The following is a 17,363-nucleotide window of genomic DNA, read 5'->3' as shown; positions in this document are numbered from 1 at the left end:
GCATAATGCTTATCTTATTTTTGAGAGCCGGATGCGGTAATTCTGCAAGTCCGGTTCTGAGGAGGGGCCTAATTGAGCAATTGGTTAGGTCTACTCACATAAATCTTAGAGTTCAAAAAATAACGCTACTTTTTTTTGAACCAGCTATCTTTACATCCAAATGTTCAGAATCATTGGACTACAATCGGTAAAAATATTTTTGATAAGGAACAGCAAAATAAAGCTGCTGTGATTTTAAAATTTTCCTCTGAACTAGATGAAAACACTAAGCGCCACATTCGCCTTCATGGCTTAAAATGGAATAGCTTTCGTCAAGAATGGTGCGGCCATGTTAAAGATATTGAGGCCTTAAAGAATACCCTTCTCAATGTTCAGTATAGTATAGAACTTGTAGTGTGATATAAGGCATCTATATGATTTAATAGAAATAGCATACAACACATTAAAGGTAAAATTTTGTATGTTGTATATTTCTTATTATTTTACGCTATTTTTTAAATTTAATACTTCTTGTATTGATAAATCCGTATATTCAGCAATTGTCTCAACTGATAATTCAGATTTCAATAATTTTATTGCAAAATCTTTTTTTGCTTCAGCTTTACCTTCAGCTTTACCTTCAGCTTTACCTTCAGCTTTAGCGCGTTCGAGTTTATAATCTTCTACTGCTTTATTATCCCATATACGCTTTAACTCTTGTTCATAGGTTATTAGTTCGTCTTCGCTCCAATTAAACTGATCTAATGCCTCATACGCTCTTTTGATTATTAAATCTTCACCTATTATTTTATGATATCCATCTAATGTTGTTTCTTTTGCATGTTTAAAAAAATAGCACCACTTCTCTGTTATATCACTTAACTCTTCCACTCTATTTTTTTTAAATTTTGGTAATTCTATAAAGGTAAATGAAAAGTCCTTTAGATCATGCTCATATGTCTTTTTATCCAATATTACATGCCTTGATATATAGTCTTCTTTGTTTGGAAACAATTTATAATCTGCTATAGCTATAAATATAACTTCCTTTAGGTCTGAGTATTTTCCTTCCTTTCCTCTATTTGGTTGCCTACCATATGCTTTTGCTGCATAATACTGCGCTCTTTTTTCAAATCCTTGTGTAGGATCTACTTGCATTTCTATTATATATTGCGCTCCGTTTTTATCTTTACACAAAACATCTACTATTGATTCTTTTTTGGACGCTATATCAGCGTCTAATATCGTACCTAAAAACTCTACTTCTGTTATTTCTCTATTCCCTTCAAACAATAATATATCGTTCAGAAAATGTATTAGTATGTCCTTGTTTTTTTCTGATCCAAATATCTTTTTAAATGCTACATCATTCTTTGGATCTAAAAATCTTGATAAATGCATATATTTTTCATATTTTCTATTCTTTTTAAATTATACAACAAAATAACTTATTAGCTAGCATAAAGCTTACAGTATTTATTTAGCTCTATGGCAACTTCTTGTAATTTAAGGTACTTAGCAAGAGGTATAAATTCTTGCTGCGTTTCTAGTATGATTTCTTGTCTTTTTTGAGGAGGTTTGATGCATATAGTTGTAATGTTATGGAATCTATCAAAAAGCTTGATCAGTAATAATTCTGTTTTATTTTGGCTATGTAATATTTGTATCATTTCCATAGCACTAATTTTCTTATTATTTCTAACCCTTGTGAAGTCTGAAACCTGCTCTGCAATATTATTGATTAGACCTCTTTCGAAACTGGTTAACGTAGTTCAAAATTATAAATGCCAGAGATCAAATTAAAACTAAGACCTAATCTTTTATGTCTATTTTGATATTTATTAGCAATAATTTTGAACTACGTTAACCAGTTTCGAAAGAGGTCTATTATAAGATGAAGCTTAAAGACTAAGAGCCAGCCATAACTACTTTTACTAATTTTAGAAATTTTGTTAAAAACTCTATTGCTGGAGGTACGTTTATTATGACAAATTGTTAACTTTGTAGAATCGATGTAATATATACCAGTCTCATCTCCTTTCAGATAATGCATTAATACAGCTAGCAGTAGTAACATTCTGGGTCACAGTTGTATTATTCTACTATAACTTGGTAAACAAAAGTATTCTTTATACTTATGACACAAGTAATATAGATAATAATTTTTAACATCCTTGCATGGCGACAAATAAAAATATATCGCTATTGTTAATAACTCAGCTAAGTACAACTTTCCGTCTCCCTTCCTTTGATTACTACTTGGTATTAAGCTCTTTCTTTCACACTCTTGATATATTTTGCAAAAATTATCTATTAAATAGTATACTGTTATAATACATTTTTTCATGTTGGGTTATTCCTTGTTTATTTAAATTTTTTTTATAACTCAACATTCTCTCTTTGTATACCTTTTATTCTCTACATTTCATATTTCTACTTATCATAATCTGGCGTTTATAGTTAAAGTATACAATAGAATCTGTATAATGTAATTTATTATATCTACCAACTTATTCTTCAGACTTATCTCTAATTCAGCATTATTTGTTTAAAGTTAACAATAACATAAGCTGTGTAACTTAACTGCCTTTCCAAATTAAGGCTATCATATTATAGTTTAAACATAGTATTATACTTAACCTAGCTTTTAAAAGCTATTTTTTGTTACCACATAATTATAATTGACTATTTAGTCAATTATAATTATGATTGCGGCTATAGTTAAATAATATATGTTATTTGCTACTGAGTTATTGCGAAACATTAAAAATATGCATGGCTGATTGTATTAAAATACGGGGCGCAAGAGAGCATAACCTAAAAAATATTGATATAGATATCCCTAAACATAAATTAGTAGTTATTACTGGATTAAGTGGTTCTGGAAAATCATCTTTAGCATATGACACTATATATGCTGAGTCTATAAGAAGTTATTTAGCAGGTTGGCCAGTGCGTAATATGCAATTCTTTTCTTTGCAAAACAAATCAGATGTTGAATCTATTTCTGGTCTTTCTCCAGCTATTGCTATAGATCAAAAAACAATTTCTCGTAATCCTAGATCTACAGTTGGGACCATGACTGAAATATATGATTATTTACGCTTACTGTTTGCTAGAATAGGGATACCATATTCACCAGCTACTAATTCCCCAATTCTAGGACAAACCATTTCCGAGATGGTAGACATCATGTGTGCTTTGCCTCATGGCACTAAAATTGATATTCTTGTCCCAATTACTCAAGTTCATAAAGACAAATTCAATAAAGAAATATCTAGATTTAAAAAACAAGGATTTTCAAGGATAATAATTAATGACAATGAATATGAAGTAGATAATTTGCCAATACTAAACAAGCACGAAAAGCATAATATTTCAGTTATCGTTGATCAATTAGTTATTGATAACACGTTACGTAGCAAAATAACTTCTAGTTTAGAATCAGCATTGCAGTTATCAGATGGAATAATTTATGCTAAAAAAGTTACTTCAACTTCCATGCAGAACCATAATACTCAGTGTAGTTTTCAGAACCAAGATGTTATAGTTTTATCAGAAAAGTACTCATGTCCAGTTTCAGGATTTCAGTTGCCAAAAATTGAGCCTCGTATGTTCTCGTTTAATAGTCCATTTGGTGCTTGTAATACATGTAAAGGATTGGGCAAGGAGATGTTTTTTTCCACTGCGCTAATTGTGCCTGATAGTTCACTATCAATTGCTCAAGGGGCAATTTTGCCATGGGCTAATAATGATTCTTATTTTATTAAAGATACTTTTAATGCTTTAGCTCAACATTATAACTTTAGTCTTGATGATCCTATTGAAAGTTTAAGTGATAAAGTTAAAAATGTTTTATTTTATGGATCAGGTGATGAAGAAATAAAGTTTATGTATAATAATAGTGAAGCTAAGCCTAAGGTTGTTGTTCAGCCATTTGGTGGAATAATTCCTAGTCTAGAGGAAAAATATTGTCAAGCTGCTACTCAGTGGATAAAAGATGAGTTGTTACGTTATCAGGTTGAAGGAGATTGTAGAGCATGTGGTGGCGACAGACTTACTCAAGAATCATTATGTGTTAAGATTGCTAATCTTAATATTAGTGAAGTTGCAAAGATGAGAGTATCTGAAGCTTATGATTGGTTTGCTAACCTTGAGCATAGTTTAACAGACACACATAAAATTATTGCAAAGCTAGTTATAAAAGAAATTAAGGATAGGATATCTTTTTTAAAGAATGTAGGTTTAGAGTATTTAACAATTGATAGATCATCTACTACTCTGTCTGGTGGAGAAAGTCAACGTATTAGATTAGCATCACAAATAGGGTCAGGTTTGAGTGGAATAATGTATATTTTGGATGAGCCATCTATAGGGTTGCATCAAAGTGATAATAAGAAGTTACTTTCTACTCTAAGAAATTTACAAAGTTTAGGAAATAGTCTTATTGTTGTTGAACATGATAAAGAAACAATACTAGAAGCTGATCATATTATAGATGTTGGCCCTGGAGCTGGTACAGAAGGCGGAAAAATAGTTGCTCAAGGTGGAGTCAATGATATTATCAATGTTCCTGACAGTATTACTGGGCAATATTTAAGCGGTAAAAAATTTGTTTCTATTCGAAGTAACGTAAGAACAGGGGACAATAATAGATTTATTGAGCTTAAAGGAGCTAGATCTCATAATCTAAAAAATATTGATGTAAGAATACCGCTTGGTACCTTGACAGCAGTAACTGGAGTTTCTGGTAGCGGAAAATCAACACTCATTATTCATACTTTATATAAAGCAATTTTAAAAAAACTTGAACCTAATACTAAAACGTTTGTTGGAGAGTATACTGATATTATAGGCTTAGATAATATAGATAAAGTGATCAATATTGATCAATCTCCCATTGGCAGGACTCCAAGATCTAACCCTGCTACTTACTCTGAAGTATTTAACTATATCCGCGATTGGTTTAGTGAGCTACATGAAGCTAAAGCTCGAGGGTACAAACGTAGCAGATTTTCATTTAATGTTAATGGTGGCCGTTGTGAAGCTTGCGAAGGATGTGGGTTAACTAGAATAGAAATGCACTTTTTACCAGATATCTTTATAAAGTGCGATGTGTGTGATGGAAACCGTTATAATAAAGAAACTTTAGAAGTTAAATATAATGGAAAGTCTATATCTGACGTACTAAATATGACAGTTGATAATGCTATAACATTTTTTGATAAAGCTCATCATATTCGTGATAAATTAAAAACATTAAATGAAGTAGGTTTAGGATATATTAAAATTGGACAATCAGCTACAACACTTTCAGGAGGAGAAGCTCAGCGCATAAAACTTGCAAAAGAATTGTCAAAACGTTCTACTGGAAAAACATTATATATTTTAGATGAGCCAACCACAGGATTACATTTTGAAGATGTTAATAAGCTATTACAAATACTGCATAGGTTAGTTGATAATGGTAATACTGTATTAGTTATTGAGCATAATATGGATGTTATTAAAAGTGCTGATTATATAGTAGATGTTGGTGTAGGAGGTGGTGATCAAGGAGGAGAAATAGTTGCCTTTGGTACTCCGCAGCAAGTATCTTTTAATGATCAAAGTATTACAGGAATATATTTAAGAGAATACTTTAATAAGTAGAGTTATCAGCTTAAGTTAATATTATAATAAACGCCAATTTAGGATAAGGAAAAATATGAAAGGCAGTGAATAAAAGGCATACAAGAGATAATGTATAATTATTATCTGTAGTTTTAATTAATAACTGTTTATTTATTGCTCATATTTCTACAAATATTCTTTCATAATACCATACTTAATAATCTGAATATTCAGCATTATAACACTTGTATATTATAGTCATTTACAATGAGGTTTGAGCATAAAAAAAAGAGATAATAGCATCATAAGATTTAACAAAATTGAGTAATTTGATGTCTAATCCACCGCTTCATATTAGCCCAAAACTTCTCTATCGGATTTAAATCTGGAGAATAAGGTGGCAAAAAATAACTTTACAACCAACAGACTCTATTAACTCTTTAGTTTTTTTGATTTATGAAATGCTGCATTATCCATTACTATGAACTGAGCAGGCTTTAATTCCTTAATTAATAACTGCTCCACCCAAGCTTCAAATAATCTTGTATTACATGAAGCATTGAATATCATAGATGTGATTACATAACCAGCTATAATATTTGTACATTCATAATATTTACCACTCTTTTTGCTGCTCACATGAGTTCCTTTTTTGCTCCGCAATCTATCTATCCTTGCATATGGACATTTCAATGCCACTTTCATCTATGTATACTAAGTTTTCCTTCGGTATAGATTATCACTTGTTGATATTTTTCTCTTATTTCTGGCTTTGTTTCCATATAGGTATTCTATATCAATGCCTTTACCATATATGTATTTAAATGCAACATAATTTGTTATAACTGGTTGTAATAATAAAAAATAAAGAATATTAATAAAATTTCTGATAGTATTATTGATAAGACTGAAAAAAAATATAAAAGAAGGATTAATTGTAATACCTATAATTTAGTAATTATTTAGTGTTCGGTAGCCAAAATCAAAAATTTAAAGGGTAATTAATAATCATATGAAATTTGTAAAATATATAACAGCTGTTTTATTATTAACACTGTTAAATACAGCCATTGCATCAAAACGAAACAACAATCAACATGTTACATCAGAAATTTTAATGCAGGATAAAGCCAGGTTAGCAGAAAAACATTTTTATGTTGGAATTTCATTTCTTAAGTTAAACAAATATCAAGAAGCAATAGAAAATTTTGATTTAGCTATTAAGTACAAACCTAATTATTCAGAAGCTTATATTAATAAAGTGATTTGTTTAGATTCATTAGGACAACAGCAAGCAGCGATAGAAAATTTTGATTTAGCTATTAAGTATAATCCTAATTTGGCAGAAGCTAATTATAATAAAGGATTTTGTTTAGAGGTAAATTAGGACAGCTTTAGAAAGCAATAGAAAGTTGTAATCTAGCTATGATCCTAATAATGTAGAAGCATATAAGTTAATAAATATACTCAAACGAAAAATTGCAGGTATTATAAAGCATTATCATGATTTATTTGTGATACAAATTATTATAAAATAGTCATAAGATATAATAATAAAATCATGACTATACAACAAAAAGGTGAGTTATTGAGTTGTTTTGATGTTGCTAGCTATTTTCTGGTATTGGTTGATAGAGAAGCAGGAGATGTAATAACTCAATTGAAACTGCAAAGATTAGTGTATTTTATCCAAGGTGTACATCTAGCTTTATTTGATAAGCCTCTTTTTAAAGAAGATATTAGACCTCTTTTGAAACTGGTTAAGGTAGTTCAAAATTATAAATGCCAGAGATCAAATTAAATCTAAGACCGAATCGTTTACGTTTATTTCGATATTTGTCAGCAATAATTTTGAAGCTTTTTAGCATACAAATAACGTTTTCATTCACAACTCTTGCTGCTGCTAACCTACGATTATTCTTTTAATCATTTTTAGTTAAAGGATTTTTCTTGCTTTTTTTCTTTGGTAATTTAGAATTATTGTGAATTTTTTGTATACCTTGATATCCTGTATCAGTAATCACTTTAACCTTAGGATTGGTAAGAATTTTGAATTTCTTAAATAATCTAAAGTCATGTTTTTTACCGTTAGAAAAATCTGTATATATTACTTGGCATGTTTCCTTGGCTACGACTATTTGAGTTTTTAGTGTATGCCTTTTCTTCTTTCCTGAATAATAGAATTTTTGTTTTTTTTGGGTCTTTCTATTGGACTCTCAGTAGCATCAATCAAGACTACTTCATAATTCATATCGCTATTCATTAGAGCTTTACGACCTGGAAGAGCAAAGTTTGGGTGTTTAACTAAGGTGTCTTCTACCCATTTTACAGCTTTATATGCTGAACTTTCACTAATCCCATAGTTCTGACCTATATGAAAATAAGTACGGTATTCTCTAAGGTATTCTAAGGCCATCAATAACTGTTCCTCCAAATTGAGCTTATTTTTACGCCCTCCTTTTGATTTCTTAACACCATCAGCTTTCCTCAAAATATCCACCATCTTTGAGAATGTTCCCTTCCTTACTACTGTTAATCGACGAAATTTTTCATCCTTTAACTCTTTAATCTGATCTAATTTCATTATTACTTCAAATCAGATTTTTATAACACCATTTTACATCATTGTATAGTTTCGAAAGAAGTCTAATGATGATTTTTTTACCTTGAAATGGTGAATGATTTTTCAAATTCATAATTCCTACACTAGCAATGATATTGCCTTTAATGCCTGCGCTTGCTGTAAGCTCAATGCTGTTTCAGCGCCTTCTGCTATAATGTTATATTAGGGTATCTGCATTTCGTTTTGCGATTGTTATGAACAATCCACTGATTTTACCTAATGACCTTCTGTTAATTGAAATATCTGCCTTATATCCTGTTTCTGAATTTAGATATACAGCCTGTACTCCTGTAATTTCTCTTTTTGAATTTTTTGCAAACGCTGTAAATGATGGATAATTTTCTTACATTTCAAAATTTAATACTATGAAAGCCTTATAATAACACAGTAATTTTAAACGTTGAAGTAGATATGGTATATACCTGTTTCTTCTCTTTTCATATAATGCATTATAATACAGCTAGTAGCAGCAACATTCTAAGCTACAGTTGTATTATTCTACGTAAACTAAAAGTATCCTTTATACTTATAACGCACGTAATATAGATAATAATTTTTAAAATCCTTGCATAAAGATAAATAAAAATATATCACTATTGCTAATAACTCAGCTAGTGATAAGTTTCTATCTCTGTTTCTTGGATTATTACTTGGTATTAATCTCTTTCTTTCCAGCTCTTGATATATCTTCCAAAAATTATCTATTAAATAGTATACTGTTATAATACATTATTCCATATTTATCATACTTGTCATAGGTATGTTATATATTTTTACACTAATGTCCTCTCTGCATTGCTTGCTTATGTTTTTAAACATAAGCAAATTTCTGTTTCACTTTTTTTAAGTTTAAATTATCTTTTCCTTTCTTTACCTCGTCTATGATCTATTAATTATATCAAACTTAGGTTAAAATAACCAAATTATTTTTTAGGTCCTGTATTAATTCCAGATCTACTATTAGAATTAGAATGTGAGTTACTATTTTTGGTACGTTGTTGACCAATTTTACTAAATGCAGCTGGTATGAATGTTGTTGGTGATGGTGGAGTTACTGTTGATACTATTGCTGTAGTTGATTTTTCGCTAGCTGATGATCTATCTCCTCCGCTGCTAATATAATTTGCAAGTGCTATTGCATTATCATTAAACATGCTAAGTAAAAATACACAAGCTGCAAGTAGTAATAAGCTATCCCACTGCACGAAATTACCAGCAAAAAAGTTTCTTATTCTATATCTATCTTTATTGATATTAGGATCTAAAAATGGTAATTCTACGTAACGGTTCGCTTTACATTCATATGCGGAACAGTGCTTTTCATTTGATGGATCTGTTGAAGTAATTAATTGCTTGCTATTACCAGATATTCCATCACTGCATTGCCATGGTTTTTGATCACGATATACAATATGATCTTCAGGTACAGGTATATTAGCACATTTTTGACTGAATAATAAGGTTTTCTTAAGTACCTGAGCTGGAAACCATAAATTTAAGAGCGATTGTTTTTTAGAGCTATCACCGCTAATAATTTTTATTAATGTGTTAGCAATAGGAGGAAAAGGCACTTCACAAACTCTGAAACCAAGAGAAGCATATATTTCATGTCTGATAAACATTCCTACAAACGCGATGCCAGCAAATAATATCACTGGCTGAAGAGCATATATAGTTAGTTGCTTAATCCAATTTTCAAAAATTGGTTTAGTAAACTGAAATAAAACAAAACAGAGGAAAACAGGACCTACAATTATTCCTATACCAACCAAAATTAAAGCATTAAGATATAGTACTGTTGCTTTAAAGCTAATTATGAAGATATAGTATAATAATATTAAGTAACAAATAATGTAAATAAACCCGCCCCAATCTACAAATAGTATTGAAAATAACTTTTTTAAAGTATGAGGAGCAATCATTAGCCCTAATATGCTTGATGATCCTGGTCCTATTGCTGTTGCTTCGTTGATAGTCTTAATAATAAATTGAGGGCCATCTACAAAAATAAAGAATAGATAATCATAGAAAAATTTCCAAGCTGTATCAGAATTCAGCAAAACAGATATTACCAAAATTTTTACTGTTCTAAGTACTAACTCATGAGCAGTCATATTAATATTACCTATTAAAAAAGCTAGCCCACTAAATGCGATAAATAATATCAAAGTAAGGTTAACAACTATTTTATAGCTTGGATTTTTGAGAATGTTTATAAAGAGATTTTGAATTATTCCATTTTTATTTTGATTTTTTTTGTTACCAAATAGCATTTCTTTAACTATATTTATAAGAAATGTTTCTGGTGAATCTTTTTCATCTCCAACACCAGACTTAATAATAATCTTATATTGTCCATTATTGTCATCATAAAATCTATCTAGGATTTTGAAATACAATCTTCCTCCAACATACTGTTCAGCCTCCTGATCCTGATATTTATGAAAATATCCTCCAGTTTTGACTATGTTTCCATCAGGTGTAGTATCCAAAAAACCTGAGTCTAACTCAGTAGAATTAAGAGAACTAAGGTAGTTTTGGCCTACATGAAAATTAATAGTTTTTTTTGGAATACCATACGATTGAGAATGAACATTAGCGTTTGGATCAACACCAGGCTTTGCAATCAAAGCATAAAGGCCAATACCATGTTTAAATAAACATGGAGGATTAATAACTGGTATATCATCATTATCATCATATGAATCAGAAAAAGTTTTATTATTGCGAAACCTACATTCTGGAAATCTTTTTGTAATGCTAGCAAGCGTATGTTTATTTTTATTAGTTCCATACCATGCTGACCAAGCTGAGAGATGACTGATATCATTATCATATTCATGATAATTCCAATGTTTAACCATGACAACCAATGGCTTCCCATTAACTAAAAGCTTACTATCAATCCAAGGTGCTACTTGGTTATCTTTTTGTCCAGTAAGCTGCTTAGTATCATATCTTGATGATATAGCAATTATAGGAAATCCAAAATCATCAGCATCTATACATTCAGCTATACTATAACTAATTACAGAGCAGAATAGTATAATACCAACAAGAAACTTTAAGAATAATGTATTTTGCTGATTCATTATGTTCAAATTGCGAGTATTAAATTCACTGAAATTATGTAGAATCATACAATAAAGTTTTATTTATTTCAAAAAGAACGTTGTTACTAAATATAATATTTGTTACTGTTGTGTAATGAGTTCATGCAAAATGATGTGTATATAGAATTAGGAGCTGCAGAATAATTAAAAGAGTGCAGTAAACAAAATATAATAGAAAAGAGATATCATGTTTAGCCAAATCAACTAAAATAGCACATTACAATGAATAAATATTGCCATGACTTCTGCATAAAATGCATTGTTAGTTTTACCTTATAGTAAATTTCATATCTTAATTCAATATAATTTACTATAGTGTTGCATTTCTTTATCTGCATAAAGTCTGCAATCTTTTGAAGGCAATTTTCATAGCTCTATTACATAGCATATAACCTCTCTGCTTATGCTTTTTATACATCTCTGCAATCTACATAAGGCTCTATACTCTTGGTATGTTGAGTTTTTTTATACGTCATTCTCATATATGTTTTGTTATAGAGTGCAATTTGATCACATTAGTTGCGCATTTCTAATTTTAGTTTTGCTAAAAAAACTGCAAATAAAAAAATAAAATTATATAACAGCTTACCAAATAAAGTTTCTGCTGTTTTAGATGATTATATGTAACAACAGCTCAGTTCTCTATCTTTACCATATTATCTATAGCCATAGCCTAATTTTTGTCTTATTGTTTTCAACTTCTTCCTAAATCATAATTCTAATTATTTGCAGCATCTCACAAAATGAATATTCTGGTTTTTATATGAATTTGAGCTTCAAAAAGTAGTTTCAAAAGATATCTTATTGAACGAATTCAGGCTTACATTTTTTACACTTTATTAATATAATGCTATAGTTAAAATCATAATATAATATTAAATATATAGTAGCATGAAAAAGCAATATTCTTATGTTAAACTAATGCCACGGTTACTTGCCCTACAATTAGATACATGTATCATCGGAACAATTTCTCACCCATTTAGACAATATGTATGTGATCATCTATTACGTTTAAATGACTTGTATCTACCTGATATTACTACCCTAAATCTAGAACAACTGAAAGCATTCTTTTTTTTACCTAAAAATATTACTTATTGCCTTGAATGCAGTTTAGTTTCTATAGCAATATTATTTATATATTTCGTTGGTTTTTGGATAAAGTTTGATACCACCATAGGTAAATTATTAATGGGAATCAAAATCATCGACAGCGATACGTTTACTAAGCCTACTAAATCTCAATATGTAAAAAGATTCTTTGGATATTCACTAGGAATATTTAGCTTGCTTATTATACCTTTTGATAAGCATCACAGAGGATTGCATGATAAAATTGCTGGTACAACTATTATAAAAATATAAGGTAAATAATTTTACTTTAATTAATTTAAAAAATACTTTATTATGGTTGCGTCAGCACTTCAGATAGCTGATAAAGGTTGAAATATTAATAAATAGAAGTTTTAGAATTGAGGTATATCTGTTACTACTATCACCCGCACGACTACTAGCGCTATTGTTAATACTAAGTTACAACACACCAATATACTCTAACGCTCCTAAAGCATGGCAGATGTATTTTCAGCCTCAAGTAACAGAAGCAATGTCATCGATACGTGGTCTCCATGATTTTGTTTTGATTATATTAGCTATGGTAGTACTAATTGTCCTAGGGCTACTTATCTATATATGTACAAAATTTAATTCAAAATCTCATCCAAAACCAATGCAGTTTTCTGCTAATTACAAACTAGAAGCAATATGGACATTAATTCCTGCATTATTGCTGGTTATTATTGCAGTACCATCATTTAAAATATTATACAATATAGAAACAATTCCACCAATAGAAATGAATATTAAAGTAGTAGGATATCAGTGGTACTGGCATTATCAATACCCAGACCATGATAATATAGGCTTTAATAGTAATATCCTTGATGATAGTGAGCTAAAACCAGGAGATTTAAGATTACTAGAAGTAGATAATAGATTAGTTATACCTGAAAATACCTGGATTAGGTTTATTATCACAGCTGGTGATGCAATTCATAGTTTTGCAGTCCCAGCTTTTGGTACTAAAATTGATGCTGTACCTGGAAGAATCAATGAGACGTGGATTAAAGTACAAAAAAAAGGAGTATATTATGGACAGTGCTCAGAGCTATGTGGAGTAAATCATGGATTTATGCCAATTGCTATTGAAGTAGTTTCAAAAGAAGAATTTACTGATTGGATCAAAACAGCTAAACAAAAATTTGCAGAATAACTAATGTTATGTAATATTATTTATGGTGTCTTGAAGAACAATTATCCTTTTAATCCCAATATTTCAATTCATCAGAAATAATAATTTTATAAAAACTTACATCTTTTTTATAAAATTATTATTTCTTTTCTTGATTCTTAATACGGTATCCGTGTTAATCTATTCTTGTCATCCTTATTCTAAATATACTTTAACCTGTTTCCTTATATCAAACTCAGGATTTAATAAGGCAGAAGTATTAGAATTAATGGATAAAAAAACCAGCCTAAAGGCATAAGAACCATATGCGACTTTTATACATTAATTAAGTTTTTTTACTTATTTTAAAAGAAAATAATGGATATATTTCGCTTGTGATATTAAACTATGAATTACTCGTAATATGGGTAATAAAACAACTAAATTATTAACAAACAAAACATTATTTAAAATATGCCTATTAATCAATCTTTAAAATCAACAATTTGTAATCATAAGTTTATAAACTCAGCTATTAGGCTTGCTTATAAAGTTGGTTATTCTACTTATGGTGAAAGAGTTAAAGAAACTGAAGCAGCAATTAAGGGTACAGGGTGGAAGATATTATGTAATTCTGCAGATTATAAAGATACTAATATGTATGGCTACAAAGCAGTAGCTTTTCTTAATGAAGAAACCAATGAAATTTATGTTGCTACTGCAGGTACAGATGTTAAAGATGTAAACGATCTGAGAGATGATCTAAAAGGTGTGTATATGCATGGTGATATTTCAAAGATAAAGCCAATGAAAGCTTTTATTGATAAAATAGTCGCCAAGATTGGTGTAGAAGGTTATAAATATAGTACTAGCGGTCATTCTCTTGGAGCAGTGGTTTCAGATTTAACGGCTGCTGAGATTGTATCTCGAAATCTTGAATTTATTGAATCTCGTACTTTTGACAATCCAGGCTCAAATCCAGTTGTAGAGTATGCAGTTAAAAATAAATATTTTTCTACTGCAGACAGAGAAAAAATTTATTCATTGGCTAAGCATTGCAAAGTTTTTAATGCAGTGCCAAATCTTGTAAACAGTGCTAATGATCAGTTTGCTGCAGAACCACCAAAGTTAGTAATACCAAAAAAAAAGGTTTTTAATAATGATGGTTATATTAGCTGGGCTGCAGATAATCTTAAAAAATTATGCAAGCCATTTGATGCAGCAGGAAACATGCTAGCTTCTAGTTTTGGATTTAACAAAATATCGTATGCATTTCATAAAGTATCTAACACAATTAACAAAGCATCTAATTTACTTCAAAAAGTATCTATAACGGCTCATTCTCATGGTTTGAGTAATTTTGAAGAGTGTGAAGTAGTTGACGTAAAACATTGGGGTGACGATATAGTAGAATTAGATGCTTCTGAAGAAGAAAAATTACAAAATGTCAGTTCTACAGGTAATGATGGTATTATTATAGAACATAAAAATGCGGAAGAATGCTTACAGTCGTTCGTACACTATAGTGTTTATGCATGCAGTGATATAATAAATCCACTGCATGAAACATCAAACCCAAGTTTAACTTCATTTATATGCTATAATTATACATCTACTGATAGTTGTAACCAAATTAATGGTGCATGTATTGACTTGAATGCAGAGGTTGATTAATATAATAGACTTCTTTTGAAACTAGACAATGATGTAGAATAGTGTTATAAAAATCTAATTTGAAGTAATAATGAAATTCGGTAAGATTAAAGAGTTAAAGGATAAAAAATTTCGACGATTAACAAAGAGTAAGGAAGTGGACATTTTCAAAGATGGTGGATATTTTTTTGAGGAGAGCTGATGGTCTTAAGAAATCAAAAGGTAGGCAAAAATAAGCTCAATTTGGAGGAACAGTTGCTGATATACCTTAGAGAATACCGTACTTATTTCCATATAGGCTAGAACTATGGGATTAGTGAAAGTTCAGCATATAAAGCCGTAAAATGGGTAGAAGACACTCTAGTTAAACACCCAAACTTTGCTCTTCCAGGTCGTAAAGCTATAATGAAGAGTGATATGAATTATGAAGTAGTCTTGATTGATGCTACTGAGAGTCCTATAGAAAGACCTAAAAAAACAAAAATTCTATTATTCAGGAAAGAAGAAAAGGCATACACTAAAAACTCAAATAGTGGCAGACAATAAAACGCACCAAGTAATATGTACAGATTTTTCTAACAGTAAAAAACATGACTTTAGATTATTTAAGAAATCCAAAATTCTTATTCATTCTAAGGTTAAAGCGATTACTGATACAGGATATCAAGGTATACAAAAAATTCACAATAATTCTGAATTACCAAAGAAAAAAAGCAAGAAAAATCCTTTAACTAAAAATGATAAAAAAATAATCGTAGGTTAGCAGGAGAAAGAGTTGTCAATGAAAACGTTATTGGTATGCTAAAACGGTTCAAAATTATTGCTGATAAATATCGAAATAGAAGTAAAAGATTCGGTCTTAGATTTAATTTGATCTCTGGCATTTACAATTTTGAACTACCTTAACCAGTTTCGAAAGAGATCTAATAGAAAAATTAAAACAGTATCCATATTCATCAGAAAGTGATTGTGTACTTTCTGGACAAAGAGGAAATAGTAGACATTTAAAGAACATAAATATAGCATGGAAAAAAGCTTGTAAAAGGGCTAGATTAAAAAATTTAAGGATACACGATCTTAGAAGAACTGTTGGTAGTTGGATGGCAAATTTTGGAATATCAATAACTATAATTGGCAAAGTGTTAAATCATAATGACTCTCAATCAACAAAATTTTATACACATCTTAATATATATATTGTACGATATGCAATACAAAAATTTGCTAATGAAATTGATAAGTGCTCCAATTTATGAGACTAAACATGAAGAATTTAACAATTAATGATGATGCACCAGACTTTAATATGATTACTACTAGTAATTCAATTATAAATCTAGGTCATTACGAAGGTAAAAATTTATTTTAGTACTGTACTTTTATCCTAAAGATAATACTCCTGGATGTACAATTGAAGCACAGAAATTTAATGAAGCTATTTCTGAATTCAATAAATTAAACACAATAATTCTTGGTGTATCAAAAGATAATATTGCTTCACATCAAAAATTTAAAGATAAGCTCTGTTTAAAATTTAGGATATGATGAAACTGGGAAGATATTTGAAGATTATGGAGTTTTAAAAGAAAAATCGATGTTTAAAAAAACTTTTTAGCAATTAGCCGTACTACATTTTTAATCAATCAAAAAGCAAAAATTGCTGCTATATGGCCAAAGGTTAACATAACACAATATAGTGATGAAGTACTTAATATGGTAAAAAACACTACTTAAGAAAATAGATGATTAATCCAGATTAAAGGAATATTTTTTGCTAATTTTTGATTTTGTGCATAATCACCTTTAGCATCAATTCTAGCATTATATTTCTCATTCTATGTGAGTAGACCTAACCAATCGCTTAATTAGGTCCATCCTCAGAACCTGATTTGCAAAATTACCGCAGTCTGCTCACGAAAAACAAGATAAGCTTTATGCCTGATTTGTTGTTTAAAACGTTGAGATAATCTTTCAATTTTTAGGAAAATTAACACTTTTAAGTCTCTTGGTTAGTCTTTGTCAATTTATCTTACGTTTTCCCATTTTATTAAACCAGAGTTATATATTGCCTATGTACTTTTTGATTGATAAATGAACTTATATAGTTAATTCATCCCATAATAACTCTAATGACTTGTGATAATGTCTG

Annotated in this window: 10 protein-coding genes and 9 pseudogenes; 9 read left to right on the top strand and 10 right to left on the bottom strand. The window is 29.7% G+C overall.

Annotated elements, in window-relative coordinates; genetic code table 11:
- Nucleotides 1-144: 144 nt before the first annotated feature.
- Nucleotides 145-399 (top strand): annotated as a pseudogene (locus OTBS_RS01360) (conjugal transfer protein TraD); the annotation flags it as partial.
- Nucleotides 400-477: 78 nt separating this feature from the next.
- Here OTBS_RS01360 and OTBS_RS01355 read toward each other — a convergent pair.
- The 4 genes and pseudogenes from OTBS_RS01355 to OTBS_RS10130 form a co-directional block, all read right to left on the bottom strand.
- Nucleotides 478-1,380: an Rpn family recombination-promoting nuclease/putative transposase gene (locus OTBS_RS01355; protein ID WP_011944386.1), complete on the bottom strand. Its 903-nt coding sequence runs from the start codon at nucleotides 1,378-1,380 to the stop codon at nucleotides 478-480.
- Between the two features lie 50 nt (nucleotides 1,381-1,430).
- Nucleotides 1,431-1,718, bottom strand: a pseudogene (locus tag OTBS_RS01350) (bifunctional (p)ppGpp synthetase/guanosine-3',5'-bis(diphosphate) 3'-pyrophosphohydrolase); the annotation flags it as partial.
- Nucleotides 1,719-1,741: 23 nt separating this feature from the next.
- A pseudogene (locus tag OTBS_RS13735) lies at nucleotides 1,742-1,837 on the bottom strand (IS5/IS1182 family transposase); the annotation flags it as partial.
- A gap of 24 nt (nucleotides 1,838-1,861) precedes the next feature.
- Nucleotides 1,862-2,326: pseudogene (locus OTBS_RS10130) on the bottom strand (transposase); the annotation flags it as partial.
- 428 nt (nucleotides 2,327-2,754) lie between these two features.
- Here OTBS_RS10130 and uvrA point away from each other — a divergent pair.
- Nucleotides 2,755-5,631 (top strand): excinuclease ABC subunit UvrA, encoded by a 2,877-nt coding sequence (gene uvrA / locus OTBS_RS01340; RefSeq protein WP_041621095.1) that lies wholly within the window; start codon nucleotides 2,755-2,757, stop codon nucleotides 5,629-5,631.
- 275 nt (nucleotides 5,632-5,906) lie between these two features.
- Here uvrA and OTBS_RS15760 read toward each other — a convergent pair.
- Together OTBS_RS15760 and OTBS_RS15755 are read right to left on the bottom strand one after the other, a co-directional pair.
- Nucleotides 5,907-5,999 (bottom strand): annotated as a pseudogene (locus OTBS_RS15760) (transposase); the annotation flags it as partial.
- Between the two features lie 25 nt (nucleotides 6,000-6,024).
- Nucleotides 6,025-6,255: a transposase gene (locus OTBS_RS15755; protein WP_232488841.1), complete on the bottom strand. Its 231-nt coding sequence runs from the start codon at nucleotides 6,253-6,255 to the stop codon at nucleotides 6,025-6,027.
- 349 nt (nucleotides 6,256-6,604) lie between these two features.
- Between OTBS_RS15755 and OTBS_RS01330 the strand changes: the two genes are divergently transcribed.
- The gene (locus OTBS_RS01330; RefSeq protein ID WP_011944384.1) at nucleotides 6,605-6,979 is read left to right on the top strand and encodes a tetratricopeptide repeat protein; all 375 of its coding nucleotides are present in this window, start codon (nucleotides 6,605-6,607) and stop codon (nucleotides 6,977-6,979) included.
- 373 nt (nucleotides 6,980-7,352) lie between these two features.
- Here the strand turns inward: OTBS_RS01330 and OTBS_RS11095 are convergent.
- From OTBS_RS11095 to OTBS_RS01310, 4 genes and pseudogenes are all read right to left on the bottom strand, one after another.
- Nucleotides 7,353-8,176: pseudogene (locus OTBS_RS11095) on the bottom strand (IS5 family transposase).
- Nucleotides 8,177-8,240: 64 nt separating this feature from the next.
- Nucleotides 8,241-8,411: pseudogene (locus OTBS_RS18165) on the bottom strand (conjugal transfer protein TraI); the annotation flags it as partial.
- A 212-nt stretch (nucleotides 8,412-8,623) separates the two neighbouring features.
- Nucleotides 8,624-8,890 (bottom strand): annotated as a pseudogene (locus tag OTBS_RS18160) (IS982 family transposase); the annotation flags it as partial.
- 248 nt (nucleotides 8,891-9,138) lie between these two features.
- The gene (locus OTBS_RS01310; RefSeq protein WP_232488840.1) at nucleotides 9,139-11,307 is read right to left on the bottom strand and encodes a type IV secretion system protein; all 2,169 of its coding nucleotides are present in this window, start codon (nucleotides 11,305-11,307) and stop codon (nucleotides 9,139-9,141) included.
- Nucleotides 11,308-12,219: 912 nt separating this feature from the next.
- Here OTBS_RS01310 and OTBS_RS01305 point away from each other — a divergent pair.
- From OTBS_RS01305 to OTBS_RS15750, 6 genes and pseudogenes are all read left to right on the top strand, one after another.
- Nucleotides 12,220-12,696, top strand: coding sequence for an RDD family protein (locus OTBS_RS01305; protein WP_011944381.1), 477 nt, complete (start codon nucleotides 12,220-12,222; stop codon nucleotides 12,694-12,696).
- A gap of 154 nt (nucleotides 12,697-12,850) precedes the next feature.
- A complete protein-coding gene (gene coxB, locus OTBS_RS01300) occupies nucleotides 12,851-13,603 on the top strand; it encodes a cytochrome c oxidase subunit II (RefSeq protein ID WP_011944380.1) in 753 nt (250 codons plus the stop codon).
- Nucleotides 13,604-14,035: 432 nt separating this feature from the next.
- Nucleotides 14,036-15,235, top strand: coding sequence for a hypothetical protein (locus tag OTBS_RS01295; RefSeq protein WP_011944379.1), 1,200 nt, complete (start codon nucleotides 14,036-14,038; stop codon nucleotides 15,233-15,235).
- Between the two features lie 70 nt (nucleotides 15,236-15,305).
- Nucleotides 15,306-16,120 (top strand): annotated as a pseudogene (locus tag OTBS_RS11085) (IS5 family transposase).
- A gap of 20 nt (nucleotides 16,121-16,140) precedes the next feature.
- Nucleotides 16,141-16,470 carry a tyrosine-type recombinase/integrase gene (locus OTBS_RS11080; protein ID WP_080571790.1) on the top strand — a complete coding sequence of 110 codons (330 nt, stop codon included), beginning with the start codon at nucleotides 16,141-16,143 and terminating at the stop codon, nucleotides 16,468-16,470.
- Between the two features lie 106 nt (nucleotides 16,471-16,576).
- Nucleotides 16,577-16,759, top strand: a complete 183-nt coding sequence (locus OTBS_RS15750) for a peroxiredoxin (protein ID WP_332370174.1) — start codon at nucleotides 16,577-16,579, stop codon at nucleotides 16,757-16,759.
- Nucleotides 16,760-17,363 lie beyond the last annotated feature (604 nt).

The sequence above is a fragment of the Orientia tsutsugamushi str. Boryong genome (assembly GCF_000063545.1).
GTDB classification, from domain to species: domain Bacteria; phylum Pseudomonadota; class Alphaproteobacteria; order Rickettsiales; family Rickettsiaceae; genus Orientia; species Orientia tsutsugamushi_C.
This window is presented reverse-complemented; position numbering and strand designations above follow the sequence as displayed.